Below are 26205 nucleotides of genomic sequence, written 5' to 3'. Positions count from 1 at the left end.
CTCGTGATCGCTCAGCGGCCCGGGGAGCTGGAGCCTCCCGAACCTGCCGAGCTTGTCGGAGCTGTCGGACGGGCGAAGCCGAGACGGCAGGAACCCCGGGCGTGGAAGAATCATGATTGTGCTGCCCTCGACCCGCTAGAGCGCCGGCCCGTAACCACCACACGCCTGATCGCGCACGAGCGTCCCGTGCTCAAGCTCGACGACCCGGCGGCGCATGGTGTCCACCAGGGCGGCGTTGTGAGTGGCCATGACGACGGTCGTTCCCACCCGGTTGATCGCTCCCAGCAAATTCATGATCCCAGATCCGGTGGCCGGGTCGAGATTGCCGGTGGGTTCGTCGGCGAGCAGCACCTGGGGACGCGCGACCAGGGCCCGGGCCACCGCGACCCGTTGCTGCTCACCGCCGGAAAGCTCGTCGGGGTAGCGGTTCTCCTTGCCGGCGAGCCCGACCAGATCGAGCACTTCGGGTACGACCGTGCGGACCACGTGGCGCGGACGACCGGTGACGTCCATGGCGAAGGCGACGTTACCCGCGGCGGTCCGGTTCGCAAGCAGCCGGAAGTCCTGGAACACGCAGCCGACCTGGCGGCGCAACAGCGGCACCCGGCGGTCGGAGATACGCGCCACGTCACGGCCGGCGAGTTCGACTACGCCGGACGTGGGCCGTTCCTCCCGCAGCAGCAACCGTAGGAAGGTGGACTTGCCCGAGCCCGACGGGCCGACCAGGAAAACGAACTCACCTGCGGTGATCTCGAGGCTGACGTCGTCGAGGGCGGGATGTGTACTGCCTGGGTAACGTTTGGTTACCGATTTCATACGTATCACCACTAGCGCTCCCGACCTCCCTGGACCTCCGAGCACGCAAAAAGAACCATGATCACACATCCTTTGACCAATGAGCATCTGAGCAGACACACTGCGTCAGCAACCGATGCTAGGCCAAGACGCCCTCGCCGTTACCCAACGCGCATGTACGGACTTCGACGTGCTGTCGGGCACGTGCCGGTGGGCACATGCTGGCGCGCGCACCGGATTACCGGTACACCGTTCAACCAGACCTGCCAGCAGGTCCGTCAGCCACGGTTCGGCCACGGCCGCCGGTGTGGGTGAACACCCGACAGGCGGGTAGGTAGACAGCGTCGACTGCTCGCCTGATAGTGGAACTTTCCTTGACCGCCAGACATTGTGCGGGTCAGGCCGTGAACGCGGCGGCCGGACGTTGGCCATCATGGCTCGCCAACCGGACGCAAGGGAGGTCGACGGCATGTGCTGCGAGGACCTGATATGCGCCCGATGCGCCGGACCAGTGGCCGAGGCACGGTGCCCGTCCTGCCGGTCGGCCCGTGACTCGATGCACCACACCTCCTTCGCGATCACTCCGCAACTACTGATCGCTATCGTGGCGGTGCTCCTGATGCTGCTGGTTCTGCTGGCCGCCCATCACGGCTGAGTCGGGAGCCGGGCAGCCCTGTCCTCGGGCGTTCCAAGGCACGCACGGCGTGAACGGAACGTTGGGACAGGTATCCCGTATGGAGGCGATGCACCGTCGCCGGCCGTCAGGATGTTGACCATGAGGAGAGCAGATGCCGTTCGTCAGCATGCTGCGGCCGCGCGGTTGCGCCGGCCGAGCAGCGGGCGGCCGCGGTCCCGCCGGTGGAACCCTGCTCGCCTGCACGGCTGCAACTGTCATCGGGTTGGCCGGCATCGTCCTTGCCGGCTGTGCCTCGACCGATCCTTCCCGGGCGGGGGATCCCGCGGACACCTCCACCGGCTCCGGCCAGAATGGTTCACAAAGGCCGGAGACGGTTGCCAGCGGGTTGCGAGCACCATGGGGCCTGGCGTTCCTTCCCGATCGTTCCGCGCTGGTGGCCGAACGCGACAGCGGCCGCATCATGCAGGTGCCGGCGAATGGCGGCGTGCCCACCGAGGTCATGCGCATTCCTGACGTCGCGACCGACGCCGGTGAAGGCGGCCTGCTCGGTCTGGCGGTCTCCCCCAGCTATGCCACCGACCACGTCGTGTACGCCTATTACACCACCGACACCGACAACCGGATCGTGAGATTCCCACTGCCGTTGGGCGATGCACCGCGTGCGACCGTCGAACCGATTCTCGCGGGGATCGCGAAGGCCACGGTCCACAATGGTGGGCGTATCGCATTCGGACCCGACGGCATGCTCTACGCTGGTACGGGTGACGCCTCGGAAAGGGCCAGGGCTCAGGACGCGTCCAGCCTGAACGGCAAGATTCTGCGGATGCGTCCCGACGGTTCGGTACCGGCCGACAACCCCGACCCGCACTCGCTCGTGTACAGCCTCGGCCACCGCAACGTCCAAGGCCTGGCTTGGGACTCCGCCGGCCGGCTGTGGGCTACCGAGTTCGGCCAGAACGCCTACGACGAGGTCAACCTGATCCAGGCCGGGCACAACTACGGATGGCCCATTGTCGAGGGCAGGGGCGACACCGACGGCGGGCGCTTCACCAACCCCTTCGTCACCTGGACACCCACCGAGGCATCCCCGAGTGGGGCCGCGATCATCGGCAGCACCCTGTACGCGGCCGCACTCCGCGGCGAGCGGCTGTGGGTCGTTCCTCTTGACGGAAAGGGTGCCGGCACACCCCATGCCCTTCTGAACGGCGAAGTCGGACGCCTACGCACTGTTGTGGCTGCTCCTGATGGGTCACTATGGGTTACGACCAGCAACACTGATGGACGTGGTTCACCACGCGACAGCGATGACAGAATCCTGCGTCTCACCTCGTTCTGATCGCCGTGAACCGGCCCCGGCAGACAGCCCGATGACGTCCCGATTGTTCGGATCTCCAGGCGGGTACGAACCAGGACTGTCCAGCCCCGGCGCAGGCCTGCGTGCCAGTACGTCCGGCCGGGACTCGGCGGACGCTGAGGCGGGAGGCGGTGACACGACCGACCGCAACACGACTGAGCGTGATACCTCTGCCCTCGACGGATCCGGACCCACGCGTGCCGGCGATCCGGCCAGCGAGGGCTGGACGCTGCGCTACCCCAGCGGCACAGTGCTGGTCGTGGCCGGCATCCCCGGAGCCGGCAAGAGCACGCTCATCCGACGCATGTTCGGCGACACCACGGACGTGCGTGAGTGTGGCCAGGACGCCGGGCCGCTGGTGCTGGACTCCGCGGGCGTCCGGACCGCCCTGCGGGCCCGGTTCGGGCCTCGCGCGCCGTACCGGCTTTACCGGCCCGCGGTGCACACCCTGCACTACGCCCGGATCGCGTGGATGACGGCCTGGCACCGTGGGGACCTCGTCGTCCACGAGTGCGGGACGCGGCGATGGGCGCGCCAGGCCATCACCGGACTCGCCCGGTTACGTCACCGGCCCGCTTACCTCATTCTGATCGACACACCGCCGGCGGATGCGCTCGCAGGGCAACGGGCACGGGGCCGGACCGTGCGCTCTCGCGCGTTCCGACGCCACGAACAGGCGTGGGCCCAGCTTCGCAGCGCGGACCCGGCAGCGCTGTACCGCGAGGGATGGTCGTCGATCCAGATCATCGACCGCCGCAGCGCACGCACCCTGACCGCGATCCGTTTCGACTGACTGCAGCGAGATCCGATACATCCGTACGTCCGACCGGGGTCCAGCCGATGCCTCCCCTCCACCGGGGCGCACACCGTGGTCATGTGTCGTCGGTGGCGAACCCGAGTGCCTCGTCCGTGGCGTGCATGACCTCGTCGAACTCAAGACCCATGCCGAGCAGCAGGTCCACGGCGGCCGAACGGACCTGGCCCACAATCATCACGGCGGGCAGCGTCTGTTCCGGCGACAGTGCCTGCGCGGCCAGCCGGACGGCCCGCATGGCGCTGCGGTGTGCGTCCGCTCGCGCGGACTCGACCTGCAGGGCCGTCGTCCGCGCCCGCGTTCGCGTGCTCCTGTCCCGATGTGCCCCGGCTTGCTCCCCGACCAGCGCTGTCAGATATCCGCCCAGCGCGCGGACCGCCTCGGCGAGCTGACTGGTTGCGTCGACGAGTGTCGGCGATACCGGGCCGCCCAGCCTCAGCAGCATGGCCGCGGACCGGGCGAGGACACGGACGTTACGCACCGCGTAATCCATCTTGGTGGCGGCTTCGCTGTATGCCGCCAGTGACGGCGGACGACGCCGGCGCAGGATGGTGAGCCGGGCCGACTCCTCGGCCACGGCAACCGCATCGTGGAACGCCGCGACCGCGGGATCGACGTTGCGCGCGTCGTCCAGCGCCTGCCTGGCAGCGTCGTGATCCTCGGCTTTCAGCGCGGCCGCGACGCTGTCGAGGACGTCGGCCAGCCGCTCGAACACCGGCGAGGACTCGTCGGCCAGCTCGGTCAACGGATCAGCGCGCAACGGAAGCTGGTTGACGGCGATGGCGACGGCGCCGCCGACCAGCGCGTCGAAGAACCGGGCAGGGACGAGGCTGCCGTCTGTCGGCGTGGTCACGGCGACGTAGATGGCGGATACCGCTCCCTGCACCATGAGAATCACCCCGCCGCCGAGGAAGGCGGCCACGGACAGCGTGAGAACGGTGACAGCCACCACCGACCAGACGCTGGTCGGGCCGGCGGCACGGGCGATCACGTCGGCTGTCAGCACGCCCACCGCGACACCGACCCAGATGTCCAGGGCCCGCCGGATCCGCTGCCCGCGGGTGACCCCGAGAACGATCAGCGCGGCGGCCGGCGCGAAGAACGGCCGATCGTTCCCGACGAGATGCACGCCCAGCAACCAGGCCACGGTCGCGGCAAGGCCCGCCTCGACGATCGCGTCCACGGAGTCGCGTAATCGCCGCAGGCCCTGCGTAAGCCATGACCGGGCCGCCCGCAGCCGGCCCACCCATGGCCGGGTCACCTGTGACTGGGGCCCGGATGGCCGGGGTTCGGGTGACCGCTCGGGCGTGGCCGTCGGGCTGGTATCCACCGCGGTCGCCGGTCGACGCTCATGCTGAGTCATCGTCGTGGCTCCGGTTCTGCTCGGCGGTTCGGGCAGGACCCGTCGGAGGGCCAAAGGTAGCGCGATCATGCTTTTCTCGCGCTGCCGAAGGCCCAACTCCCCGGTCGCCGAGAGTTGATCATCATGTGGAGCGGTCGCCACGGAATCAAGCCATCTTCTCCCGGAAAGCCGCGATCTGCTCCCGCACAGTGACGACCTCTCCGATGACGATGACGGCCGGCGGCTGGATGCCGGCCTGCGCGGCCAGGGTTGGGATGTCGGCGAGCGGGCCGGTAACCACCTGCTGATCGCGGCTGCCGCCGTTGCAGATCACCGCGGCCGGAGTCGACGGCGCACGCCCGCGCTTGATCAGCTCCGCGGCGATCCGCTCCAGCGCACCGATGCCCATGAGGATGACGACCGTCCCGGCGCCGGTCGCCACGGCATCCCAGTCGACCGTCGAGCCCGGATGCGACGGGTCGACATGGCCGGACACGATCGTGACGTCCTGGGTGATCCCACGGTGGGTGATCGGAATACCAGCCATCGCGGGCACCGCTGTCGCGCTCGTCACCCCCGGGACAACCTCGCAGGGCACCCCGGCGGCCGCACAGGCCAGCGCCTCCTCACCACCACGGCCGAAAACGAACGGGTCGCCTCCTTTGAGGCGCACCACCCCCAGACCGCGCCGGGCCCGTTCCACGATCACCTGGTTGATCTGCCCCTGGGTGAGGTTGTGGCCGTGCGGCGCCTTACCCGCGTCCACGATCTCGACCTCGGGTCGCAGGTCGTCGAGCAGCGCCCGGGGAGCAAGCCGGTCGACGACCACCACGTCCGCGCGACGCAGGAGCTCCAGACCCCGGACGGTGATCAGGTCGGGATTTCCCGGACCGCCGCCGACGAGCGCCACCCAGCCGCCCGCCGTGCGGTGGGCCTGCGTGTCCCGGTCCGTGGTCATGCCCGGACGGATCACCCCGCCCAAAGCTGTCGCATGCTCGTCGCTGCCGCCCCGCCCGGCTGCCGCCGGTGGATCCGTATCGAATCTGCCCACGATGAGAGTGTGCGTCCTGTAGCGCGGAAAAGCCGTAGATGGGTTCCGTCGCCATGGCAGCGGTTTCCACCCACGGGTGCGGAAGCCGTAGGTGGGTTCCGTCGCCATGGCAGCGGTTTCCACCTACAGCTTCCGTCTACCTGACGGCGATGCGGCGCAGACCGCAGAGCACGAGGGCGACCATCTCGTCGGTGTCGTCCGTGGTGAATAGCACCTCGTTCTCAGCCTGGTCAAGGCCGTTGGCGAGCGCCCGCGGACCAGCAGCCCGCAGCTCCTCGAGCAGGCTGTCGTAGTCGACCGGCGCGCCGGCACGGGCTGCCTCCGCCACGAGCTCGGCGTACTCCGGTCGAGCCGCGACCTGGCTGTCCAACTCCAGGTCATGGGGCCGCCCGCCGTTGACGGCCTCGATGACCCGCTCGCTGCAGCCGCCGAACCCACCCAACAGGAACAGCGGCCGCCCGGCTCGCAGGGTGAGCACGGCCTCCTCCAGCAGGCCGGGGTAGAACCCCGAGCCGACGACGACAGCGCCGCCGAGCATCACCCGCGCGTCGGTCTCGGCAGCCATGCGTTCACGCATCGCGGTCAGAGCGCGAGCCCGCTTCCAGCGCGCCACCACCGTTGCCGGGTCACCGCGCAGATCCGGGTCGTCGGGGCTGATGTCGGCCGGCGGAGGCACATCGACCACCGTTGCGACGTCAACGAGTTCGGCCCGCTCGTCCACACCGAACCGGAGGAACAGATGCCACGCCAGGTAGTCGGTCACCCGCTCCGGCCCGGGTCGACCGGGCAGGTCGTAGGTATCGACAAGATCGAACAGGACCCGGCTGTACCCGCCGAGCCGCAGGTCACCGCCGTAGGCAAGGGAGCCTCCAGCGGCCAGGACATGCCGCGCGATCTCGACGAAAGCATGTCGCTGGTGAGGCACCCCCAGACCCCGCCGGGCAAGATCCGGACTATCGGAGACCGAGACGGCCACCCGGATGTCCGCGAGCGAACTCACGCCAACCTCCCAGCACACCCCGTTACCGTGGGTCTCATCATGTCGAGAACAGCATCGTCGGAGTCACTGCCCGCAGCGAATCATCGAGCTTCTCCAGCAACCGGCTCTCCTCGGTACCCAGCGGTGGATCAGGATATAGAAGATCGACCGAGGACGAGCTCCTGGCGGAATGCCGTGGCAGGTCAAGGAGAGTCAACAGTTCAGGCGGCCGTACCAGCAGGAGCGAGGGCAGGGTGACACCGTGCTTGCCGCACATCTCGGCGGCCCGCAACGGAAAGTACCGGTGCCTGAGTGTCTCGGTCAGCAGAACGCCCACCAAACGGTCGAGAACGGTCCGCGAATCACTGTGCCACCGGATGGTCGGAACGTTGCCAAGATACGGGAAGGCCCGCACCGACCTGTCCGTGATCGCATCCAGGACGACCACCGGCATGGACGCCCGCTTCGCACTGAGGAACTCCCGCTGGCACCACAACCGCGAACTGTAGGAGTCCGAGTTCACCGCGAGCATCGCGCAACCCGTGGCCGTGGCATCGAGAATGTCGGCAAAAGGGTCTCCGCCGGCAATATGGTGCGCGTCCAGGAAGTCGTCGACATCGGTCTCGAGCCGAAGATGCCGAGCCACCTCCCTGGCAATTTCACCACCGTCCCCGGAAGCATAGCTGATAAATACCCGGACCGGGTCCGCGACACTGATCTGACGACACACCCGGTGAACGACCTGGTTCAGGAAGACCTGTTCACGAAGATGCGCCGGCATCGTGTGCAGATCGACGACGTCGACGTCTGCCACGACGGGAATCCGGGCGAAGTTGGGAGTGAGCGCGAACGGCAGGAGCCAGTTACCGGGCCCGGCACCGACGGCGCGCAAAAGTTCCGCGAGATAATCACGCCAGCCCGCACTCACCAAACCATTGTCGATGAGCAGGACGACGACATTGCGTTCGGCCCGACTGAGATCAACAGGCGGCGGCACGTCGATGGCCCACTGCGCGCCACGACCGTCCGGGCGGTCCGCATGGACGTCACGACCAAAGGCAGCACGATCATTTCTATCGCGCCGCCTGAGGTCGGCAGGGACATCAGCGGACCCGCCGCTCGACCAGTAACGCACCGGAATTCCCAACGACCGCGCGTTCGGCTGCGACGGGTCAGCCGTCAGATGCGTGAAAACAGCGCGGGCGAGCTGGTCGGCTTCCAAGCCGCCGGAACGCCAGACCACGTGCACGGCGACGGGCGACCGCCTGGGCGGGGTTACCAACGGTCATCAATCGGATCGGGATGCATTCCGGCACAATAATCCGGTGTGGCAGCGGGGGTATCGGGACCCCGCCGATAGGCAGGATGAGCATCCCGTGAGCGTGGGCACCGTCCCCACCCACCCCGGCTGTCGCATGACGCCCCGCGAACATCCCGTGCAGCCGGTCGGCGGACCAGGTCGTGCAGGGCTGCAGCACATTCCGTCGGCGCGGGGCCGGTCACGCCGAGAACAGCATCGTCGGTGTCATCAGACGCATTCTCGGCTCGAACTCGTGCAACAGACGCGTCTCCTCGGCGTCCAGCGGAGGATCTGGGTAGACGACGGTCAGATCCGCCTCTACCGAGCCGGTACGGCGGCGCAACTCAAGCAGAGTGAGCGGCTCGGGCGGTCTGGAAAGACAGTAGTACGGCAGGTCGACACGCTGCAGCCGGGATAGCCAGGCCACCTGGCGAGGAAAATACCGATGCCGGAACGACTCGGCAAGGAGAAGACCCAGCAGCCGCTCCATGACGAGCGGCGAGTCAGGCTTCCACCGCAGTGTCGGAATGTTTCCGAGATAGGGTGAGCGACGCTCGTCGCCGTCCTCGACCGCGTCCAGCAGAACAATCGGTCCGAGCTCACGCTTGGCTTTGACGACCTCGTGCCTGCACCATCCCCGTGAACTGTAGGAGTCGGTCACGATCGCCAGGAAGGTCGACGCGGAGATCGCCCGGTCTATTGCCTCGACGAGCCGCTCACCGGCGGCAATACTGTGCACGTCGAGGAAATCACCGATGTCCGTGTAGTCATGCAGGTACTTCCGTACGGCCAGCGCCACACCCCGACCGTCCGTCGACGCGTGGCTGAGCAGTACGGTGAGCGGAGAATCGTCGTCGGTGACGTGTCGAAAGAGTCGGTGCAGGATTTTGTTCACAAAAACCTGGTCACGCAGTTCGAGATCTGTTTCGTAGAGCCTGAGACAGTTCATGTCCGAGATCGACGAGGTCCGGTCGACCTTCCGGGTGAGCAGAACCGGCAGCAGCCAGTGACGAGACGACGTCGAGACCATGCCGACGAGGTCGGAGACATAGTCGCCCCAACCTCCGCTCATCAGCCACGCGTCGACAAGCAGGACCACGATATTGCGTTCGGCCCGCTCGAGATCGACAGCCGGCGGCGGATCGTCCCGTCCCGGCGACAGCGGATTCGGAGCGGACGTCCAGAAACGCACTGGCACACCGAGGCCCCGTACCCGCGGACGCCACGGATCAGCGCACAGGAACTTGAAGGCGACACCAGCGAGATGTTCGCCGAGGAGATTTCCACCATGCCAGACCACGTGCACCGCAACAGGCGATCGCCTGGCAGCGGTTACCAACGGTCATCAACCGGGTCAGGATGCACTCCGGCACAATAACCGGGCAGTCACGCATGCATCAGAACGCAACCCTTCCTGAGCTCACGTCCAGCTCGATCTCGGGTCCAGCCCAAGACCAGACACAACCCGACGTCAGGTACGACGGCGCCGTGCCGGAACCGCCGCGGACGCCCGGCCGCGCTCCGGCTGTTCGTTGCACGCCGGCTTCCTGACGCCGCCGGCGGCTTCACGCCTCCGGTATCCGATCGCCCCTGGCGGGGGCCGCCGTCGGGACTATCCCTGCTGCTCCGCGGTCCGTCGCCAACGGATCTCTGCGTCGATGAACTCGTCGATGTCGCCGTCCAGCACCGCTGCCGTGCCGGACGTCTCGACCTCGGTCCGCAGGTCCTTCACCATCTGGTACGGGTGCAGGACGTAGTTGCGGATCTGGGAACCGAAAGAGACGTCCTGGGGGCCACCGGTCAGCCGCTGCTTTTCGGCAGCCTCCTCGGCGCGCCTGCGTTCGAGTAGTTTCGCCTGGAGCACCATCATGGCCGCAGCCTTGTTCTGCAGCTGGCTGCGTTCATTCTGGCAGGTCACCACGATGTTGGTGGGCAGATGGGTGATCCGCACCGCGGAGTCGGTGGTGTTGACGCCCTGCCCACCCGGCCCGGACGAACGGAAGATGTCGATCCGCAGTTCCTTGTCGTCGATCTCGACATGGTCGGACTGCTCGACCGCGGGCGTCACCTCAACCCCGGCGAACGAGGTCTGCCGCCTGTTCTGGTTGTCGAAGGGGCTGATCCGCACGAGCCGGTGGACGCCGTGCTCGCTGCGCAACGTCCCGTACGCGTAGGGAGCTTTGATCTGGAACGTGGCGGACTTCAGGCCCGCCTCCTCCGCCTCGGAGGTGTCGAACACCTCGGTGGCATACCCGTGCCGTTCGGCCCACCGCAGGTACATACGCAGCAGCATCGCGGTCCAGTCGGCGGCGTCCACGCCGCCGGCACCGGCCGAGAGCTGGATGATCGCGTCACGCTCGTCGTACTCGCCGGACAGCAGGGTGCGGACCTCGAGCGCGGAGATGTCGCGGGCCAGCGTGGGCAGGTCGTTCGCAGCCTCGGCGAGCAGGTCGTCATCCCCCAGATCGAGGGCGGCGATGACGTCGTCGAGACGTCTGCGCAACGCTTCGACCCGCGAGATGTCCCCACGCACCGACGACAGCCGCCGGGTCACGGCCTGGGCGCGGTCCTGATCACTCCACAGCTGCGGGTCTGCTGCCTCGCGCTCCAGGTCGGCTGCGCGACGCCGGAGGCTATCAAGATCAAGGACGGCTTCGATCCCGGCGAGCGTCGCGTCGAGAGCCTTGATCTCCTCTGTGATGTCGGCGGCCATGAGACCCACCTTACCGTCGGACGCACCCCACCCCCATCCATACAGATCTTGATTTTCCATCCGGTACGGATCACGGCTTGCCGGCGGCGCGGAGCGCGGCTTACCGGCATCCCCGCCCGGCCCGGCATGCCGCCCGACGGGCCGTGGGACGGGCACGGGCCCCCGTGCACCGAAGGCCGCGGGAAGCAAGCACGTGAGAGCGCATGGAGGGAACATGGGAAGCGTGGGAAGCACGGTCGTGGCCACGAAACCGCGTCGTCCGCACCTGCCGTCCCAGCACAATCGCAGCGGCGTCATCCGGCAGAAACGCCAACACGCAAGACGAAATAACGAGGAAACAATGTTACGGAAAAGAAACGGCGTTACAGGTCGGTAATTCACTCCGGCACGACCCGCGATCCGACGGCGATCAGCCCGTCGGCGCAATAGGCCTGAGAGACGTACAACACACTCCCGCATCCCGGCACGGAAGCGGCAGGCGTTCCGAAACGCTATCTTTAGTAACCAGTGGCCTCTTCGGTCTGGACGTGGTGACGTCGCGAGTGCCCTTCCAGGGCTTGCCGGAATCAGCACCGGTGAGCACGGGGAGTCCCCTGTCACCGCCCCGTCACCCTTCGGGTGGGAAGAGGACCACGGCAATATGGCCCGCACGAGCCCGAAGGACGCCGACATGCCTGAGCCTGCCGACCGACGACGGGTGCTCGCGGCCACCGTGGCTCCCATTGTCGCCATGACCGACCAGGCAAACACCAGCGACCTGCACGAAGCCTGCGCACAGGCCCTGGAACAGGCGCTGGACACCTATGAGACGTCCGACCTGGCCGGTATCCTCTCCGGTCTGACGGCTCTGGAGGAGACCATGCGCACGGTGCCACGTGCGCGGCGGCTGCGGGGGTCGGTAGCGCTGGACTGGATGCGGCTGCACGCGGCCGTGACCACCACCATGGCGGGAGCAGCCTACGACCAGGGCCGCCACAGCGATGCCATGTCGCTGGCCGATCGGGCGGCGACGGTGGCTCGCGCGGCCGGCGACGGACCGCTCGCCGGCCGCGCGCTGACCGTCCGCGCCCGGGTGGTGCGCCAGCACAGCCCGGCGGTGGCGCTGCAGATTGCCGATGCCGCGGGCCGCATCGCCGGAACAAGCCCGGCCCGAGCCCTGGTCGCCGGCAAGGTCTCGGCCAGTTCGTATGCCGCGGTCGGCGACGTCGCCGGGGTCCGGCGCTCGCTGGCTCACGCCTGGAAGATCATGGAAATGCTGGACAGCTCCGCGCAGGGACGTCCGGGATTCGCGCTCGACACCTACTCCCCCGCGGACCTCGCGCTCGCCTCCGCCGAAGCGTTGACCACCGTCGGTGTCGCCGAGGACGCCGAACCCCATCTTGAGCGGGCCTCCGAGCTGATCACGAACAGCGGGCAGACCGGGATGGTGATCTCGGTGTACATGGCGCGGGCCCGGGCAGCGCTCAGCCGCGACCGTCCGGACCCCTACGAGGCCAAGCACCATGCCTCACGGGCGGTGAGCCTCTCCCTGCAACGGCCGGCGGAATGGGTCGCTCGGCTCGTGCACGACATCTCCGCGCTCGCCACCAGACGCACCGGCCATGACATGGACGACCTGATCGCCACCACGTCCCCCTGGTTCTGAGGCGTCCCCTGGTTCTTGCTGCTGGTTCCTGCTGACCGTTGGCGAGTCGCCGCGCTCCGTAGGCACACCGTGCTGCGTGCTCGGGCGTGGCCGGGCAAGCTGTGGCCTCGAGCAGCTCGTCGAAGTGGGCGTGTTCGTCCGTGGTGACCGGCACATCGTTGTGCTGATCATTCATCGTCCTGATAACCCGTCGCCACAGGGTCCAGGCGGCAGCGCTGGGGTCCGGGAGGCTTCGGCTGCCGGTCCTCATCCGCATGGCATGTGTACCCCGCTGCTGAACAGAATGAACCGCCTGTTGAACCGCCGGCACCCGCGGCGCGGATTATAACCACGTAGCCGAGACGTCCACCCCTGACAACTTACAGGATGTCCGCTCCGGAGATCTCGGGAGACACTTCGGGACGTCAGCAAAACGGATACGAAGTCGGGAGTCGGCCTCATGCGCTTCCCGTGGAAAATGCTCGTCGCGGTGGCGGCCGTCCTGTTCATGACAACCGCGATCGCGCTCACCGTCGCCCTCGGCCGTAATGGGCCGGAATCGCGGCCGGCGGCGATCTCATCTGCCGATCTGACTACCCTGGAATTCGCCGAGCGGATCGATGTCGGGAAATGCATGGCGGACCGCGGATTCCGTTACCTGCCCGAACCGCCGACACCGGCCGAACGACGCTTCACATACGTGCTGGACGACGTGGCCTGGGCCCGCCAACACGGCTACGGAATCGTCCCGGCTTCCGATGTCGCAGTCACCGGAACCAACGAGAGATATTTCGCGAGCCTGTCCCCGGACCGTCGCGTACAGGCCGTGGCAGCACTCGCCGGTTCTCATGGCGAGGTTACCGTGAGCGTTCCAGGCGGTGGCGTAGTCGGATCGGCGACGGACGGCTGTACGGCACTGGCCCAGCAACGACTGTACGGTGATTTCCCGACCTGGTTCCACGCAAAAATCATCACGGCGAATCTCGAACTGTCGTATGTACCTCGCGTCCGGTCGGACCCGGCTTTCATCCGGGCGCTCGGCGAGTGGAGCCGGTGTATGGGCGGACGTGGGTTTTCCACGACCGGCCCCAACAACCTCGCCGAACAGCTCTCCGACCGGATCCGAGGCCGGACCACCGCTGACGCCCGGGACCTGGAAATCGAAACTGCCGTCGCCGAGGCGACGTGCGCACGGCAGACGCTCTTGGCCACAACGGCTGAGGGGCTGGACCGGCGCTACCGGACCGAAACCGAGGCTCGATACCACTCGGAAATCCAGATCCGTGACCGGCTGCGGGAAGCCGCCCTGCCACACGCACGACAGATCGTCTCCGCGTACCGGCCGGGCTGATGTCACACGACCTCCCGCGGACCTCCCGCGGACCTCCCGCGGGTAGGCACACCGGTTTTCGTTCAGAACCACCACAACCAGGAGGAAGATGATGGACCGAGCACACAGGACGCATGGGACGGCGGATCAGACGCGCAGGAGGAGTTGGCGCCGGCGCACCGCAGGAGTCGGTGTCGCGACCGCGCTGGCGCTCAGCGCAGGCGGCGTGGGAATGGCATCGGCCGCTCAGGCGGCCGACGGCTACTTCCGCGTCTGGGAGCACAACGGCGCCGGAGGCGCGGGCTGCGCATGGTTCGGAGATGACGCCGACTACCGATACAACACCGACTGCGGGAACTTCAATGACCGCGTCTCCTCGCTGAAGAATGACGGTTACCCGGGCGCCTTCGAGGATGTCCAGATCTTCGAGGACATCAACTACCGGGGCGCCTCCATCTGCGTCCCGAACGGTGCGTATTGGAGCAGCATGCCGGCCGGCTGGAACGACCGGGTGTCGTCGCACAAGTGGGTGAATGCCTGCTGACACCGATCGGCTGTCTCTCCCTGCCGGTCCGCGGCCCTCACCGCGGACCGGCATCGGCTTGTCCAAGCCCGTACGCGTCGGGAATCTTACAGAGCGCACCCGCAAGGCTACGGTTACCTTATAGTGACAGAAAGCTACGGAGCATCTGGTTCTTCTGGGAGGACGGCGTGAGCTACCTGGTCGTTCAGCCATCCGCAGGACCGTCGGACGCTGGTGAATCGGGCCAGCTCTACAACCTCGCCGCAGGGCAGGCACTCACCTTCGGTCGTGGCGCTCCCGGGATCGACGTGGACCTCGTGTTTTCGAATCCGGGCATCTCACGACTCGCCGGAGAAATCACAGCGGTCTCCGACCACTGGAGGCTGACCAATTTCAGCGACACAAGCTCCTATGTGGTCGACAACATCGAAGGCGGCGGCGAGCACGTCCGGGTCGCGCCTCGCAGGCTTGCGGCGCCCATCCCGTTCGAGTTGGCGCGGATCATCATCCCGACACCCACCGGCGGCTGGAGCATCACCGTGTTCGCGCCCGGACAGGCGTTCGTGACCTCCCAGGCCACCGAGGAACACGGCCTCGCCGAAGAACCGACCGCGGACGCATTCAGTCTGGACGAGACTTCCCGGTATTTCCAGGTGCTTGTCGCCCTGTGCGAACCAAGGCTGCGGGACGCGACCAGCGCGGCGGTACCCACCACCGCCCAGATCGTCGAGCGGCTTGCCCTCGACCGTCGACGACCCCCGCTGACCTCGGCCGCGGTCACGTATCACATCGACTACCTGGCCCGTCACAAGCTTCGCACCCACCCGTTCGAGGAGTTGGGCGCCGGCCGCGACACCGCTAAGCGGGACACGCTCGTCGTGGTGGCCCTGCGGTTCGGCCTTGTCGGCTCGGAACATCTCGCGCTGCTGCCGCCACGTAGGCGAACCGATCGGATGGCGGGTGGTTACGGCGCCGCTGCGATGCCGTGACCGGGATAGCTGAGGTACCCGCCCGGATGGATGACAGCCCGGTCTTGGCAATTGGCATCTCTCGACCGGGAAAAGGCTGGGCGGTAGATGTGCCCACGGGCTTGCGGGTGGGCCGATGGGTGGTGACAAGCCCGATCGCTACCGGCAGCTGGGGCTCGGTCTATGCAGCTCGGCGGGCCGACAATGAAGAAGACGGGGCACGGGAGCAGCCCGGTATCCAAGGCGACGCGGCCGATGTGGTCGATACGAACAGTACGGTCGGCACTGACGGCGACGGCGACGGCGACGGCGACGGCGACGGCGAAACCAACGTGGCCATCAAATTCCTCCCCTCGTCAATGCTCACTCCGGGCCGGCGCGGCCTGTTCACGGCGATCGTCGACCGAGAGGTGCGTTTCAGCCGCCGTGCCAACCACCCCAACATCGTTCGTACCTTCGAGATCGTCACCTTACACTCGGATGATCCACTCCTGGATGGCGCTGTATGCCTGGTCATGGAGCGTGCGGCGGGGTCGCTGGCCCACCGCTGGTCGGCCGTGGCCGAAGCCGAGTCGGCTCGCATCATCCGCCAGGCAGAACCACGCGGGATCCTGCTGGGGGTTGCCGAGGCCTTACGCAACATCCACGAGTCCGGATGGGTACACGCGGATCTCAAACCGAGCAACATACTGATCAATGCCGACGGTGACGCACGCATCGCCGACTTCGGCCTGAGCAGCGAGCTCGACGGGACACACGCATATGCTCCGCCACGCGCCGGGTCATGGGAGCACGTGCCGCCGGAGTGGTGGAGCGAGCGGCTCGCGCCATCCGGTACCCCGGTACGGACCAGTCAGGACGTCTGGGCCTTTGGCGTGATCGTTCATCAGGTCCTCACCGACGGCGTCCATCCTTTCCCCGGGGCGACGGCATCCGCCCGAGCTGAAACGGTACGTGCCTATGGAGCCGGTTTGGTGGAGCTCCAGCCGGCCCCGGTGATCCCGACGCAGTGGGCGGAACTCATCAGAGCCTGCCTGGACCGGGATCCGAGCCGCCGACCGTCCGCCGCGGACGTAGCGGACCGGGTACGGGCGCTGCCGCTCCCGGGTTCGTCCGCGCTTCCTGAATTCCCTGAGAAAAAGGACGACGTGGTCAGCCACGGGCGCCGTCTTCGGCGCCGCATGGACGCTGCGGTCGCCGTCGTCCTCACCTGTGGTGTAGCCGGTGGGCTGTGGACCGCCGGTGTCATCGGCTCCGGTACCAGCCGAACCGGTCGACCTGCCGTCGTCAGCCAGCCGTCGGATTCGCCGCATCCCCTGCAGATACGCGCCCTGCAGATACGCGTCGACCATGACTGCAAGATGTCCACATGCACCCTGCGACAACCAGTGTTGTTCCTGACCTCGGGCGCGAGCCCTTCAGGCATAGTGGAAACCACGGTGACGGGGCCGGACGGCGTCGACCGGAACACAGCCAAACCAGGCGCATACAACCCGTTCGGACGGGCGGACGGTAACGGGAGGAAAACCGGCCGGTGGAATTACGAAGCCGGTGACCCCTTCGGCATGTGGACGGTTACGGTGCGGGACGTCCAGACGGGGATACAAGCCGTCACCACTTTCCATGTCCTGAATGAATGAAGTAATGAATGAAGTGCCATGCCCTGAATGAGGTGGGAAACACCGCGCAACCGCCGCGCCACGCGCGTTGATCGTCCAGACTCAGGGGGCGGGCAGGCGGACGAGCGACTGGGCGTCCGCGCTGGCTGTGACGGTCACCGGGCCGATCCCGAGGATGGTCACCACCGGCAGGTCCACCGTACGGGTACCGGTCACCCGGACCGTCGCCGGATCCAGCAGTTGCGCGGTCAACGTCATGCGTCCGGACGGGTCGGCGTCGCTCTGGTACTGCGCGACAATCGCGGCGACCTCCGCCAGCGGTAGCCGCTGGAGATTCCCGGTCGAGGTGTAGATCGCCGTCTCGTCGACGCTCTGTGCCGCGGCAAGCGCCGCACCGTCCGCGGCGGAGGCAAGCGAACGCCTGGCCAGGTACACCGTGGACACGTCGGTCACCACGATCGCCAGCATCAGCGCGACAAGGACGTAGCCAAGGGTGAGAACCAGGATCGTGCCGTCGTCCTGACGCCGCCCCGCGCGGACGCCCCGCCTGGCACGCACCGCGGGCGAACCGGGCCGGTTCGCCCGCCCGCCGGGACGCGCCGGTAGGCATCCACAACCACGACGGGCTTCCAGTCCCAGGCGCATAGGACGTTTGCGCAGGTCAGCGCGCATCCACATCCCCTTTGGTCCTATCTGGGCCATACCGTCCGCGCGATCTTCATCGAGCCACTCGGCGTCCACGATTTTCCGTGTCCGATCCGCCGAGTACCGGTCACAGGGTGAGAGTAGGTCCTCAGCATCTCAAAGGGGTTGAGGTGGTCCATTCGGAACCCCGCCACGGTCACCTGAAGGTCACCCGAATCACCGCCTCACCACCTGTCTCAGCCGGTCTCCTTCCAGGACCTATCCGGCTCCCCCGGGGAGACCGCGGACAGCAGGGAAAGCCGGCTGGCGATCCGCCCGATGTCGATCGGCAGGCCGTCACCGCTGAGCACCTCGTCCAGCGGCGCGGCTGCGACGAGGAACAACCGTGCATCCTTGTCACAGAGAATGTCGACGACATTGGCGAATCGCTGCCGGGCGTCCCGGCCGACCTCTTCGAAACGGGGCAGTCCCGAGATCACCCAGGTCGTGAAACGGCCGGCGAGAATCAGGTAGTCCGTCGTGGACCTGGCCGTGTCGCACACATCGAAGAAGTCGAACCAGACGAGATCGTCACGGGCCGCCAAAGCCCGGATCCGCCGGTCGCCCACGTCGAGCACGGTGGTTTCCTCCTCGGAGGGGGTCTCCAGGCCCACGTCGCGGAGCTGGGCGTCCCTGCCGGGCCACACGTAGACCCCGGTCTCGAACCGTGACCGGGGCCCGCCCGACCAGGAGCGGCCACGGTAGTCCCGCGGACCGGCGAGCTCGACCACGTCCATCGTCCGCTCGATCTTCTCGATCATAGGCACGAATAGATGGTGGTAGATCGGGTTGGGCAACAGGCCATCCGGCGGATAGTTGGACGTGACCAGCAGAGTGATCTTCTTCTCGAACAGTGACGTGAACAGCCGGCTGATCAGCATGGCGTCGCCGGCGTCGTGGACGTGGAACTCGTCGAAACACAGCAGGCGGAAGTTGTCGAGGAGCTCCTCGACCGCGAAATCCACCGCCTGGGGTTTCCTCCGGTGCCGGGAGTAGGCCGCGTGGAACTGGCGGAAGAAGTCATAGAAATGCACCCGGTGCTTCCTGTCCGTCGGCACGGTCTCGTAGAAGACATTCATCAGCCAGCTCTTGCCCCGACCGACCGGACCCCAGAGGTAGACCCCGCGCGGCTGCCGACCGAACGGGCCCCGCCACCGCGGTATCTCAGCGCCCAGCTGGGCGAGCCGGTCGACGACCGACACCTGCGCGGTGTCCAGCTCGAACCCGGACCGCCGAGCGGCATCCCCGAAGCGCTCCGCAAACCGACCCACGTCCACGTGTTCACCGGCCACGGGCACACCGGTTACGCTGTTCTCCGATCGACGCGGCCCGGGCTGAGCCCGGAGAGAACATCCCGCTCGAGGTCGCGTTGACCGAGTTCGGCGACAGCAACCTGATCGTCTCCTGACAGACCCAGACCTGGTCGTGGTGTCCCACAGGATCAGGATCCGCCCGGCCACCCATCTTCTCGGGACAGCGCAGCGGTTTGTTCAAAACTCCTGTTTCGATTATCAGAATCATAAGATCTCCGCAGGCTGGAGTACCGTCATCAATCCTGGCCAGAGGGTCCTGGAAAAACCTCCCAGCGATCAGTAACCGGTACGGGTACGGGTACGGGTACGGGCTTCCCAGTCGGCCCGGGTGATCGTGTAGATGGCGCTGTCGGCCTCGTGCAGAGTTTCATAACGCTCGAACGTCATGCCCAGTTTCTCGGCGACACGAATGGACTGCGGATTGTCCCGATGAGGGATGGCCACGAGCCGGTCCACGTCGTGGTTCACGAACGCCCAGGCGCCGGACGCGCGTGCCGCCTCAGCCAGAAAGGACCGCCATGACCGTCACTGCTCCCGAGGATGTCGGCCACCGCACCACAGAAATCATCAGGCAGATCCGGAATTACCCGGAGTTCCCGCGGCTCAAGGAAGCAACCCTGCGCTGCCCCGAGTGCTGGGCCACGTTCACGGGCTATTCGATCATCGCCGAGTGGGACCTGACGCTCGACGGCCCGCCGCTGTTCGACGAAGCCATCCGCGTCCTGGCCCTGAAAACAGCCGTCTTCACCCTCACCGGTGGCAACGAGAGCACCGCCGAGCTTGCTGTCGCGGCCCCGGTGGACGAGATGGTCCACGCCGTCCTCGCCCAGCACACCCTGATCTCCCGCATGCAACGCAGCCTCGCGCTCGACCTGGTCCACATGACCGACCAGGAACAGTTCGACTACGAACCGGGCTGCTACACCGACGCCTGCTACCAGGCGGCAGCGCCGTTCCTACCCCCTGTGATGGCCGGCGAGCTCGCCGGTCTGCTTGCCACCGCCGACCAGGCCTGCCAGACCCGAACATGATCGAAATTTGCTCCGAACGCGATCGACTGCCCGTACGGCAAACGAGCTTCGGCTCATGGCAACAGCAGAGATCACGCAGACGCTTGATCTGACCTCTGCACGCTTTTACCAGATCATCGGAAGTGATCCGATGTTTCTCGAACCAGTCGCCACCACGCTGCGCGCCGGCAAGATCCGACGGGCAGAAAATGTCAAAAAGTCTGTATGACGTCATAAAAATACATGATCTTGCGGAACGCATTAAACGGTAGAATCTCTTACGCCGCAGGCGCTTGTGTGCGGTCGCGGCGGTAGGCGTCCACGACGACGATGAATTTCCCGTTCACGGTGATGTCGGCGAGGCCGGTGAACAGCCGCGCCGTCCCGGGTAGCGCCGCGACGGACCGGACGCATACGACGAACCGGGAACCGGGAACCAGCGACGCGGCGCCGTCGCCGGGGTCCCCGGCACCGCAGTCCGCTCCCTCAGGCGCGAAACGCAGCTCGGGCGCCCCGTCGAGACCCTGGTCGGCGAAGGCCAGCTCGGCGGCGACCCGGGCACGCGTGACGGCTTGCTCCTCGCTGTCAGCGGTCGCGTACGCCCGGCCTGCCGCTCGGGCGGCCTGGGTCACCGCGAACGCGGCACGCTGGACCGCGAACACGCTGAGGAAGAAATAGATGAACGGGATGAGCAGCAGGACCGACAGCCCGACGAACTCGATCAGGGCGGTGCCGCTGTCATCGAGCGGACGCCGTCGGCGCCACTCGCGCCGCCAGCGCCACTCACCTTGCCAGCGCCACTCACCTTGCTGGTACCGCTGGCGCCGCCGGTGTCGCTGGCCCCGGCGCCGCCAATGTCGCGGGGCCACGTTCACGGCGTCTCCTTGACCGCGTGCCCGACGACGCTGATCGTCGTCCTCGCACCCCCCGGCAGGACCGTCAGCGGGACGGCGACCTCGCAGCGCACCTCGACCAGTGGCACGCCGGACGCGTTGGTCGTGGCAGCGCTGGTGCAACGGGTGTCGGCCCGCCCGGGAATGGACGATGCGATCAGCTTCTCCGCGTAGGGGCCGCCGGAGTCGTCGGCCATGTTCAGGTTCGCCGCGTGCCGGGCGCCCTCGGCCGCGTCAGCGGCAAGGGTGTTGCGGATGTGCAGCACCACACCGACCTGGATGACCCCCAGGAACAGGAAGAGCAGCAACGTCCCGACCAGCACGAATTCGACCACCGCCGAGCCGCGCTCGGATGCCGGCCGCGAAGCTGACGCCCGAGCACGCACCCGCGCCGGGAACATGGCGAGCTCCCGCCCTGCCGTATGTCCGATCAGATGTCCGTACGGCAGATCGCCCCTCCCCCGGAAAAGGGCGAGCTTCCGCCCCCACGCGAGGAACCCGGCGCGGTCAGCCGCCGCTGACCACGGAGTCGATCGCATTGGTGAAGACATCCCGCAGCTGGGGCACGGCGACCGCCATCAGGGCGACGACCAGGGCTGCCGTCATGACGGTGACCATGACCCAGCCGGGCACGTCCCCGCGGTCACAGCGGTCCCTGCGGTTGCGGCGGGCCCGCCCAGCTCCCGCGTCACCGACGGCCCGAGACACCTTCTCCCGCTCCTGAACCCAGCGGCTCACGAACATCGCGAACACACGCACGGCCGACAACTCCTTCGGATATTCAAACAATCATCGGACACTGAAAAATCACTGGCAAAATCACTGGATAAAATCATTGGGCGCTGAAGGAAAGACTCACCAGCGCCGGATAGAAAGCGAAGATCACAGTGGTCGGCAGGACGAAGAACACGACCGGCACCATCATCGCGATCTCCTTGCGGCCGCCGGCTTCCAGCAGCTGGCGTTTGCCCGCCTCACGGACGTCGACCGCCTGTGCCCGCAGGACCTCCGCCAGCGGCGTACCGCGCTCGATGGCCACGGCCATGCCGTCGACGAACCGGGCCAGCGACGGCACCGTCGTGCGGGTGGCCATGCCCTCGAGGGCCTGGACCAGGGTGGCTCCGGCGCGGGCGTCCGCGAGAGCCAGCCGCAGTTCATGGCCGAGCTCCCCGTGGGAGAGCCGGCTCACCCGTTCCAACGCGCCGATCGGACTTTCCCCGGCGGTCACCGCGAGCGCGAGCAACTCGGCCACGGTCGGGAACTCGATCAGTATCCGTTCCTCGCGTTCCCGGATCGCGCGCGTCAGCCACCAGTCCCGGGCGACGATCCCGCCCGCAACACCCGCGACGACCATGGCGACGCCGACGATCGGCGGCGGTCCGACGCCTGTAATCGCCCGGAGGAGCAGCAGAAACGCGCCGAGGAGCGCGCCGACCGCGGCGCAGATCACCTGATGGATCCTGAACTCCTCGATGGACGTCCGTCCGCCCGCCTGGGTCAGGCGCCGGGCCAGGGCGGCACGCCCACCGAGGAAACGGTCGAGCCGCCGGGCCGTGTCGTGTACGAAGGGCCGCAGCAGCTCCTCCAGACCGCTGCGGGACGACATCGTGGTTCGCGGGCGGTCGGCGAGCAGCCGGGACTGCAACGGGGTGTCGCGCAGGTAAGGATCCATCCGGTCGGCCAGACGGATCCGCCGGACGATCGGCGACCGCCGGACGACGATGACCAGCCCGACTCCGGTGAGTAGACCGATCAGGGCGCCGGTCGCGGCCGGGCTCACCGGAGGCTCACAAGGCCGGCACCCGCAGGAAACGGGCTCGCAGGACCGCTCACCGGATGCAGGCTTGCAGGCCGCGGGTCCGCAGTGCGGCTCACCGGACGCGGGCTCACCGGACGCTCGCGCAGACGAGGCTTGCAAGGGCGGCATTCGCGGGGACCGCCGGTCGCAGGACGCTCGCCCGCCCCTCCCGGGATTCTCATGGGCGCAGCACCCGGCCTTCCTCGGGCAGCCGTCCGATCCACTTCATGAGCAGGTACGCCAGCACCGACACCCCGCCACCGACCACGAGCACGGCGACACCGGTCGGGCTGTCGTAGGCGCGCACAGTCTCCCCCCGGGTCGCCAGCATCAGCAGGACGACCCACGGTGCCCCGAGCGCGAGCCGGGCGGCATTGACCGTCCAGCTCTGCCGAGTCTCCAGTTCGGCGCGGGTTCGCGCGTCCTCCCGCAGGAACGTCGACAGCGTCCGCAGCAGCCGGCCGAGGTCGGTGCCGCCTACTTCCCGGGCCATCCGCAACGACTCGATGATCCGGTCGGCGATCGGGTCGGCGAGGTCGTCGGCGAGCCGGTCCAGGCTCGCCGAGAAGGAGCCGGTCGCCCGGTAGTCCTCGCCGAAGCGGGTGAACGCGGGACGCAGCGGGACCGGGCCGCGCACACCCACCGACGCAAGCCCCTCCGGCAGGGACATCCCCGCCCGTACGGCGCTGGCCAGGTTGTCCACGACGTCCGGCCACAGCTCCCGCAGGTCGTGCATGCGTGTGCGCCGGCGCCGTACCACCATCGCCCGCGGCAGCAGGGCGGCGAAGACGAAGAACGCCCCGGCCAGCGACCAGGTGGCGGTGAAGGCGAGGACGAGCAGGCCGACCAGCAGCCCGACCCCAATGCTGATCATGAGGAACTGGTCGGGGCTGACCCCCGGGATGCCCGCCTGAGCAAGAAGCTCCCTGGTGCGCACCCGCCATTTGGCGGTGCCGGGGTCGTGCCGGACGCGGGGACGGTTACTGGTGACGATGAGGAACAGGCCGAGTCCGAGGAGTAGACCGAGGAAGATGCCCATCAGCGCTCTCCCCCGATCTCAGCCCAGGTCCGTTCACCCGGCGGGGTCCGCTCAGCCAGCGGGATCCGCTCGGAGCACTCACGGTCGGTCGCGGCAAGCAGCGCGGGCAGGTCGTAGCCGGCACGCGCGAACCGTTCGGCGTGCGGGGGGTAGCCGTCGGCGCGCACCAGGACGTTGCCGTGCGACCGGTAGATCTGGGCGATCTCGATGACGTCCCCCTCGGTACGCCCGGGCAGCGAGACGATCTCGGTGACGCGTCGCCGTCCATGGACGTCCTTGGCCAGGTGGACGACGAGGTCCACGCTCGCGGCGACCGTCGGCACCACAAAGGCGTGGCTGACGTTCTCCCCGGCCAGCAACGGCAGGGTGCACAGCTTGGTGACCGCCTCGCGGGCCGAGTTCGCGTGCAGGCTGCACATACCGGGCAGGCCCGAGTTGAGCGCGATGAGCAGGTCGAGGGCTTCCTCCTGCCGGACCTCGCCCACGATGATCCGGTCCGGGCGCATCCGCAGCGCTTCCTTGATCAGACGCCGGAGCCGGATCTCCCCGGTGCCCTCCAGGTTGGCCTGGCGGGTCTGCATCGCAACCCAGTCCGGTGCCCGCAGCTTGAGCTCGAAGACCTCCTCACAGGAGATGACGCGCTCCCGCCCGGGAATCGCCGAGCCCAGGCAGTTTAGCATCGTCGTCTTCCCGGCCTGCGTCCCGCCGGCGACAATGATGTTCAGCCCGGACACCACGGCGGCCTCCAGGAAGGCGGCGGCCGACGCGGTGATCGTGGACAGGGCGACCAGTTCCTCCAGGCCGGCCGCGGACAGGACGAACTTGCGGATGTTGACCGACCAGTGGGCCCGGGTGACGTCGGGGATAACCACGTGCAGGCGCGAGCCATCCGGCAGCATGGCGTCCACGAACGGGGTGGACAGGTCCACCCGCCGCCCGGAGCTCTTCAGCATCCGTTCGACCAGGTCCGCGACCCCGTCTGCGGTCAGGATCGTCGTGGTCAGCTCGCTGCGTCCGTTCCGGGCGACGAAAACCCGACCAGGCTCGTTGATCCAGATTTCTTCCACGGTCGGGTCGTCGAGATGGCGCTGCAACGCCCCGAATCCGGCGACCGCATCGTGGACGAGCCGGGCGGTGGTGGCGCGATCGACAATCGGAGGCAGATCGCTGGTGAGCGCACGTTCCTCGTATTCACCGAGGACGTCCTCGACGAGCTGGCGTATGCGGCTGGGTTCCTGAACCGGGTCAAGGGAACGGCGCCGGACGAGTTCGCGCACTTCACCCTCGATGAGTGAAGTGGCATCCATCCAGTCACCGCGTGCCGCCACAGAAGACCGATCCTCTGGTTATGCGTTCGGACCGCCACGGCCCAGACAATTACTACGAAGCGTAGAAAGAAGATCGCATCGAATCAAGCAGCTGACCCCCGTGCCCCTCCGGCCTCCGGCTGTACGAAAAGCAAGATCGCACCGCCTTCGGCCGCCATACCCGCCTCTCGGCCTCCGGCGGTGCAAAAAACAAGATCGCACCGCCTTCGGCCCAGCCGGACGCCTGGCGACAATATTCGCACGACCGCCGTACCCCATCCGCATCGGGCCATGGAGAACCCGACGCCAGAAGGAAATGATCATATATTCAGCCGAACGATCGCTACTCTCTGTATCCAATGACCCGATGGTTGACCGCTGCACGAGAAAGCAGCCGACGAGCCGGGAAACCACCTGGAGCAACCTTTGCCGGCCAAGCCGTTCCGGACCGGCAACAATACCCTCCCGCTGGCGGGAAACGCCCGGAACTCATTCCAGCGCACGCCGGACGCCAACGCCGGTCCGCACACATCCGTATCCCGGCGGCACAGGTCGACCAGACATTCACGGGACGGATCGTAACCGGCGGGAAATATTCCGACCCGCCGGCCGCATGGCCGGATCCGGCAACCGGCGCCAGCGGGTCAGCACCGTGCTGCGTTCACGACCGATATGGGTTGACGTGCAGACCCGGGTGTTCTAAAAACAACTGGATCATTTTCTGACCCGCCGAGCAGTACCCGAAGTGCGGCCTGGACGGCGTCCGAGAAGATGGGTGAGCAGGACACGTCGAAATCGTTCGACGCCGATTTCGATACCGGCCGGAAATATTCGCGACCGCCGTCCCAAACCGTCCCGTGGCCGTATTCGTGACCGACATGTCCAGCCGTCGCATTCCTGCCAGCCGGCGCCGACGCAACCCTACCGGAATCGCCGCGGGCAGCCTCCCGGGGAATGGGTAGAAGCGTGCTGCGCATCCTGCGGAGATCCCCGCCGTAACCCGACGGCAGCCGAACACTCAATAACATACGGTGACGCCCTGCGGACGCGACCTAGAACGCCGTGTCCGAGTGCGAGGCCTGCACCGTAATCATGATCTAGTGATCATCGAT

26 protein-coding genes are annotated in these 26205 nt (G+C 67.3%); 10 read left to right on the top strand and 16 right to left on the bottom strand.

The window, feature by feature from the left end; genetic code table 11:
- Positions 1-135 precede the first annotated feature (135 nt).
- Positions 136-825 (bottom strand): cell division ATP-binding protein FtsE, encoded by a 690-nt coding sequence (ftsE, locus tag CV1CTNOD_RS10085; protein ID WP_131785875.1) that lies wholly within the window; start codon positions 823-825, stop codon positions 136-138.
- A 439-nt stretch (positions 826-1264) separates the two neighbouring features.
- On the opposite strand from ftsE, the gene CV1CTNOD_RS10080 reads away from it, so the two are divergent.
- From CV1CTNOD_RS10080 to CV1CTNOD_RS10070, 3 genes are all read left to right on the top strand, one after another.
- Positions 1265-1450, top strand: coding sequence for a hypothetical protein (locus CV1CTNOD_RS10080; protein ID WP_131785874.1), 186 nt, complete (start codon positions 1265-1267; stop codon positions 1448-1450).
- A 133-nt stretch (positions 1451-1583) separates the two neighbouring features.
- Entirely contained in the window at positions 1584-2768 is a 1185-nt protein-coding gene (locus CV1CTNOD_RS10075; RefSeq protein ID WP_131785857.1) for a PQQ-dependent sugar dehydrogenase, read from the top strand.
- Between the two features lie 31 nt (positions 2769-2799).
- Complete coding sequence (locus CV1CTNOD_RS10070; RefSeq protein ID WP_131785856.1) at positions 2800-3579, top strand: AAA family ATPase; 780 nt, start codon at positions 2800-2802, stop codon at positions 3577-3579.
- Between the two features lie 79 nt (positions 3580-3658).
- Here CV1CTNOD_RS10070 and CV1CTNOD_RS10065 read toward each other — a convergent pair whose 3' ends face one another.
- The 6 genes from CV1CTNOD_RS10065 to prfB all read right to left on the bottom strand — a co-directional run bounded on the left by CV1CTNOD_RS10065 (position 3659) and on the right by prfB (position 10985).
- Entirely contained in the window at positions 3659-4963 is a 1305-nt protein-coding gene (locus tag CV1CTNOD_RS10065) for an FUSC family protein (RefSeq protein ID WP_165485425.1), read from the bottom strand.
- Positions 4964-5108: 145 nt separating this feature from the next.
- A complete protein-coding gene (gene cobA / locus CV1CTNOD_RS10060; RefSeq protein WP_131785873.1) occupies positions 5109-5900 on the bottom strand; it encodes a uroporphyrinogen-III C-methyltransferase in 792 nt (263 codons plus the stop codon).
- A gap of 229 nt (positions 5901-6129) precedes the next feature.
- Positions 6130-6993 (bottom strand): hypothetical protein, encoded by an 864-nt coding sequence (locus CV1CTNOD_RS10055; RefSeq protein WP_131785854.1) that lies wholly within the window; start codon positions 6991-6993, stop codon positions 6130-6132.
- A 37-nt stretch (positions 6994-7030) separates the two neighbouring features.
- The gene (locus CV1CTNOD_RS10050) at positions 7031-8254 is read right to left on the bottom strand and encodes a toll/interleukin-1 receptor domain-containing protein (RefSeq protein ID WP_131785853.1); all 1224 of its coding nucleotides are present in this window, start codon (positions 8252-8254) and stop codon (positions 7031-7033) included.
- Between the two features lie 217 nt (positions 8255-8471).
- The gene (locus CV1CTNOD_RS10045; RefSeq protein ID WP_131785852.1) at positions 8472-9572 is read right to left on the bottom strand and encodes a toll/interleukin-1 receptor domain-containing protein; all 1101 of its coding nucleotides are present in this window, start codon (positions 9570-9572) and stop codon (positions 8472-8474) included.
- Between the two features lie 312 nt (positions 9573-9884).
- Entirely contained in the window at positions 9885-10985 is a 1101-nt protein-coding gene (prfB, locus tag CV1CTNOD_RS10040) for a peptide chain release factor 2 (protein ID WP_131785851.1), read from the bottom strand.
- 670 nt (positions 10986-11655) lie between these two features.
- Here prfB and CV1CTNOD_RS10035 point away from each other — a divergent pair.
- The 5 genes from CV1CTNOD_RS10035 to CV1CTNOD_RS10015 all read left to right on the top strand — a co-directional run bounded on the left by CV1CTNOD_RS10035 (position 11656) and on the right by CV1CTNOD_RS10015 (position 17070).
- Entirely contained in the window at positions 11656-12630 is a 975-nt protein-coding gene (locus CV1CTNOD_RS10035) for a hypothetical protein (protein ID WP_131785850.1), read from the top strand.
- 439 nt (positions 12631-13069) lie between these two features.
- Positions 13070-13960: a hypothetical protein gene (locus CV1CTNOD_RS10030; RefSeq protein ID WP_131785849.1), complete on the top strand. Its 891-nt coding sequence runs from the start codon at positions 13070-13072 to the stop codon at positions 13958-13960.
- A 211-nt stretch (positions 13961-14171) separates the two neighbouring features.
- On the top strand, positions 14172-14483 hold the full coding sequence (locus CV1CTNOD_RS10025) for a peptidase inhibitor family I36 protein (RefSeq protein ID WP_242606565.1): 312 nt from the start codon (positions 14172-14174) through the stop codon (positions 14481-14483).
- 167 nt (positions 14484-14650) lie between these two features.
- Positions 14651-15451, top strand: coding sequence for a serine/threonine protein kinase (locus CV1CTNOD_RS10020; RefSeq protein WP_131785847.1), 801 nt, complete (start codon positions 14651-14653; stop codon positions 15449-15451).
- Between the two features lie 89 nt (positions 15452-15540).
- Positions 15541-17070 (top strand): serine/threonine-protein kinase, encoded by a 1530-nt coding sequence (locus tag CV1CTNOD_RS10015; protein WP_207386314.1) that lies wholly within the window; start codon positions 15541-15543, stop codon positions 17068-17070.
- An 81-nt stretch (positions 17071-17151) separates the two neighbouring features.
- Here the strand turns inward: CV1CTNOD_RS10015 and CV1CTNOD_RS10010 are convergent, their stop codons facing one another.
- The 3 genes from CV1CTNOD_RS10010 to CV1CTNOD_RS10000 form a co-directional block, all read right to left on the bottom strand.
- The gene (locus CV1CTNOD_RS10010; protein WP_347402918.1) at positions 17152-17721 is read right to left on the bottom strand and encodes a pilus assembly protein TadG-related protein; all 570 of its coding nucleotides are present in this window, start codon (positions 17719-17721) and stop codon (positions 17152-17154) included.
- A 209-nt stretch (positions 17722-17930) separates the two neighbouring features.
- Positions 17931-19025 carry a cell division protein ZapE gene (zapE, locus tag CV1CTNOD_RS10005; protein ID WP_242606562.1) on the bottom strand — a complete coding sequence of 365 codons (1095 nt, stop codon included), beginning with the start codon at positions 19023-19025 and terminating at the stop codon, positions 17931-17933.
- Positions 19026-19322: 297 nt separating this feature from the next.
- The gene (locus CV1CTNOD_RS10000) at positions 19323-19553 is read right to left on the bottom strand and encodes a GNAT family N-acetyltransferase (protein WP_278043889.1); all 231 of its coding nucleotides are present in this window, start codon (positions 19551-19553) and stop codon (positions 19323-19325) included.
- 11 nt (positions 19554-19564) lie between these two features.
- On the opposite strand from CV1CTNOD_RS10000, the gene CV1CTNOD_RS09995 reads away from it, so the two are divergent.
- Positions 19565-20077: a hypothetical protein gene (locus CV1CTNOD_RS09995; protein ID WP_131785844.1), complete on the top strand. Its 513-nt coding sequence runs from the start codon at positions 19565-19567 to the stop codon at positions 20075-20077.
- A gap of 55 nt (positions 20078-20132) precedes the next feature.
- Positions 20133-20285: a hypothetical protein gene (locus CV1CTNOD_RS24615; RefSeq protein WP_165485422.1), complete on the top strand. Its 153-nt coding sequence runs from the start codon at positions 20133-20135 to the stop codon at positions 20283-20285.
- A 49-nt stretch (positions 20286-20334) separates the two neighbouring features.
- On the opposite strand, the gene CV1CTNOD_RS09990 is transcribed toward CV1CTNOD_RS24615, so the two are convergent.
- The 6 genes from CV1CTNOD_RS09990 to CV1CTNOD_RS09965 all read right to left on the bottom strand — a co-directional run bounded on the left by CV1CTNOD_RS09990 (position 20335) and on the right by CV1CTNOD_RS09965 (position 25093).
- The gene (locus CV1CTNOD_RS09990; RefSeq protein WP_347402917.1) at positions 20335-20931 is read right to left on the bottom strand and encodes a hypothetical protein; all 597 of its coding nucleotides are present in this window, start codon (positions 20929-20931) and stop codon (positions 20335-20337) included.
- Positions 20928-21350 carry a TadE/TadG family type IV pilus assembly protein gene (locus tag CV1CTNOD_RS09985; RefSeq protein ID WP_131785843.1) on the bottom strand — a complete coding sequence of 141 codons (423 nt, stop codon included), beginning with the start codon at positions 21348-21350 and terminating at the stop codon, positions 20928-20930. The genes CV1CTNOD_RS09990 and CV1CTNOD_RS09985 overlap by 4 nt, the downstream gene beginning before the upstream one ends.
- Before the next feature lie 106 nt (positions 21351-21456).
- Positions 21457-21708: a hypothetical protein gene (locus CV1CTNOD_RS09980; protein ID WP_131785842.1), complete on the bottom strand. Its 252-nt coding sequence runs from the start codon at positions 21706-21708 to the stop codon at positions 21457-21459.
- A 73-nt stretch (positions 21709-21781) separates the two neighbouring features.
- Entirely contained in the window at positions 21782-22729 is a 948-nt protein-coding gene (locus CV1CTNOD_RS09975; protein ID WP_131785841.1) for a type II secretion system F family protein, read from the bottom strand.
- A gap of 196 nt (positions 22730-22925) precedes the next feature.
- The gene (locus tag CV1CTNOD_RS09970) at positions 22926-23786 is read right to left on the bottom strand and encodes a type II secretion system F family protein (RefSeq protein ID WP_131785840.1); all 861 of its coding nucleotides are present in this window, start codon (positions 23784-23786) and stop codon (positions 22926-22928) included.
- Entirely contained in the window at positions 23786-25093 is a 1308-nt protein-coding gene (locus CV1CTNOD_RS09965) for a CpaF family protein (protein ID WP_131785839.1), read from the bottom strand. Before CV1CTNOD_RS09965 ends, CV1CTNOD_RS09970 begins: the two co-directional genes overlap by 1 nt.
- Between the last annotated feature and the right edge of the window lie 1112 nt (positions 25094-26205).

Origin of the sequence: Protofrankia symbiont of Coriaria ruscifolia, assembly GCF_900634745.1 — a bacterium.
In the GTDB taxonomy this organism is placed as follows: Bacteria; Actinomycetota; Actinomycetes; order Frankiales; family Frankiaceae; genus Protofrankia; species Protofrankia californiensis.
This window is presented reverse-complemented; position numbering and strand designations above follow the sequence as displayed.

Bases quoted from the DNA above. Each gene is read 5' to 3' on its own strand.
- CV1CTNOD_RS10080 (WP_131785874.1), top strand. From the start codon at position 1,265: ATGTGCTGCGAGGACCTGATATGCGCCCGATGCGCCGGACCAGTGGCC.
- CV1CTNOD_RS10075 (WP_131785857.1), top strand. From the start codon at position 1,584: ATGCCGTTCGTCAGCATGCTGCGGCCGCGCGGTTGCGCCGGCCGAGCA.
- CV1CTNOD_RS10070 (WP_131785856.1), top strand. From the start codon at position 2,800: ATGACGTCCCGATTGTTCGGATCTCCAGGCGGGTACGAACCAGGACTG.
- CV1CTNOD_RS10065 (WP_165485425.1), bottom strand. From the start codon at position 4,963: ATGACTCAGCATGAGCGTCGACCGGCGACCGCGGTGGATACCAGCCCG.
- cobA (WP_131785873.1), bottom strand. From the start codon at position 5,900: ATGACCACGGACCGGGACACGCAGGCCCACCGCACGGCGGGCGGCTGG.
- prfB (WP_131785851.1), bottom strand. From the start codon at position 10,985: ATGGCCGCCGACATCACAGAGGAGATCAAGGCTCTCGACGCGACGCTC.
- CV1CTNOD_RS10035 (WP_131785850.1), top strand. From the start codon at position 11,656: ATGCCTGAGCCTGCCGACCGACGACGGGTGCTCGCGGCCACCGTGGCT.
- CV1CTNOD_RS10030 (WP_131785849.1), top strand. From the start codon at position 13,070: ATGCGCTTCCCGTGGAAAATGCTCGTCGCGGTGGCGGCCGTCCTGTTC.
- CV1CTNOD_RS10025 (WP_242606565.1), top strand. From the start codon at position 14,172: ATGGCATCGGCCGCTCAGGCGGCCGACGGCTACTTCCGCGTCTGGGAG.
- CV1CTNOD_RS10010 (WP_347402918.1), bottom strand. From the start codon at position 17,721: ATGCGCGCTGACCTGCGCAAACGTCCTATGCGCCTGGGACTGGAAGCC.
- CV1CTNOD_RS09995 (WP_131785844.1), top strand. From the start codon at position 19,565: ATGACCGTCACTGCTCCCGAGGATGTCGGCCACCGCACCACAGAAATC.
- CV1CTNOD_RS24615 (WP_165485422.1), top strand. From the start codon at position 20,133: ATGGCAACAGCAGAGATCACGCAGACGCTTGATCTGACCTCTGCACGC.
- CV1CTNOD_RS09985 (WP_131785843.1), bottom strand. From the start codon at position 21,350: ATGTTCCCGGCGCGGGTGCGTGCTCGGGCGTCAGCTTCGCGGCCGGCA.
- CV1CTNOD_RS09970 (WP_131785840.1), bottom strand. From the start codon at position 23,786: ATGGGCATCTTCCTCGGTCTACTCCTCGGACTCGGCCTGTTCCTCATC.
- CV1CTNOD_RS09965 (WP_131785839.1), bottom strand. From the start codon at position 25,093: ATGGATGCCACTTCACTCATCGAGGGTGAAGTGCGCGAACTCGTCCGG.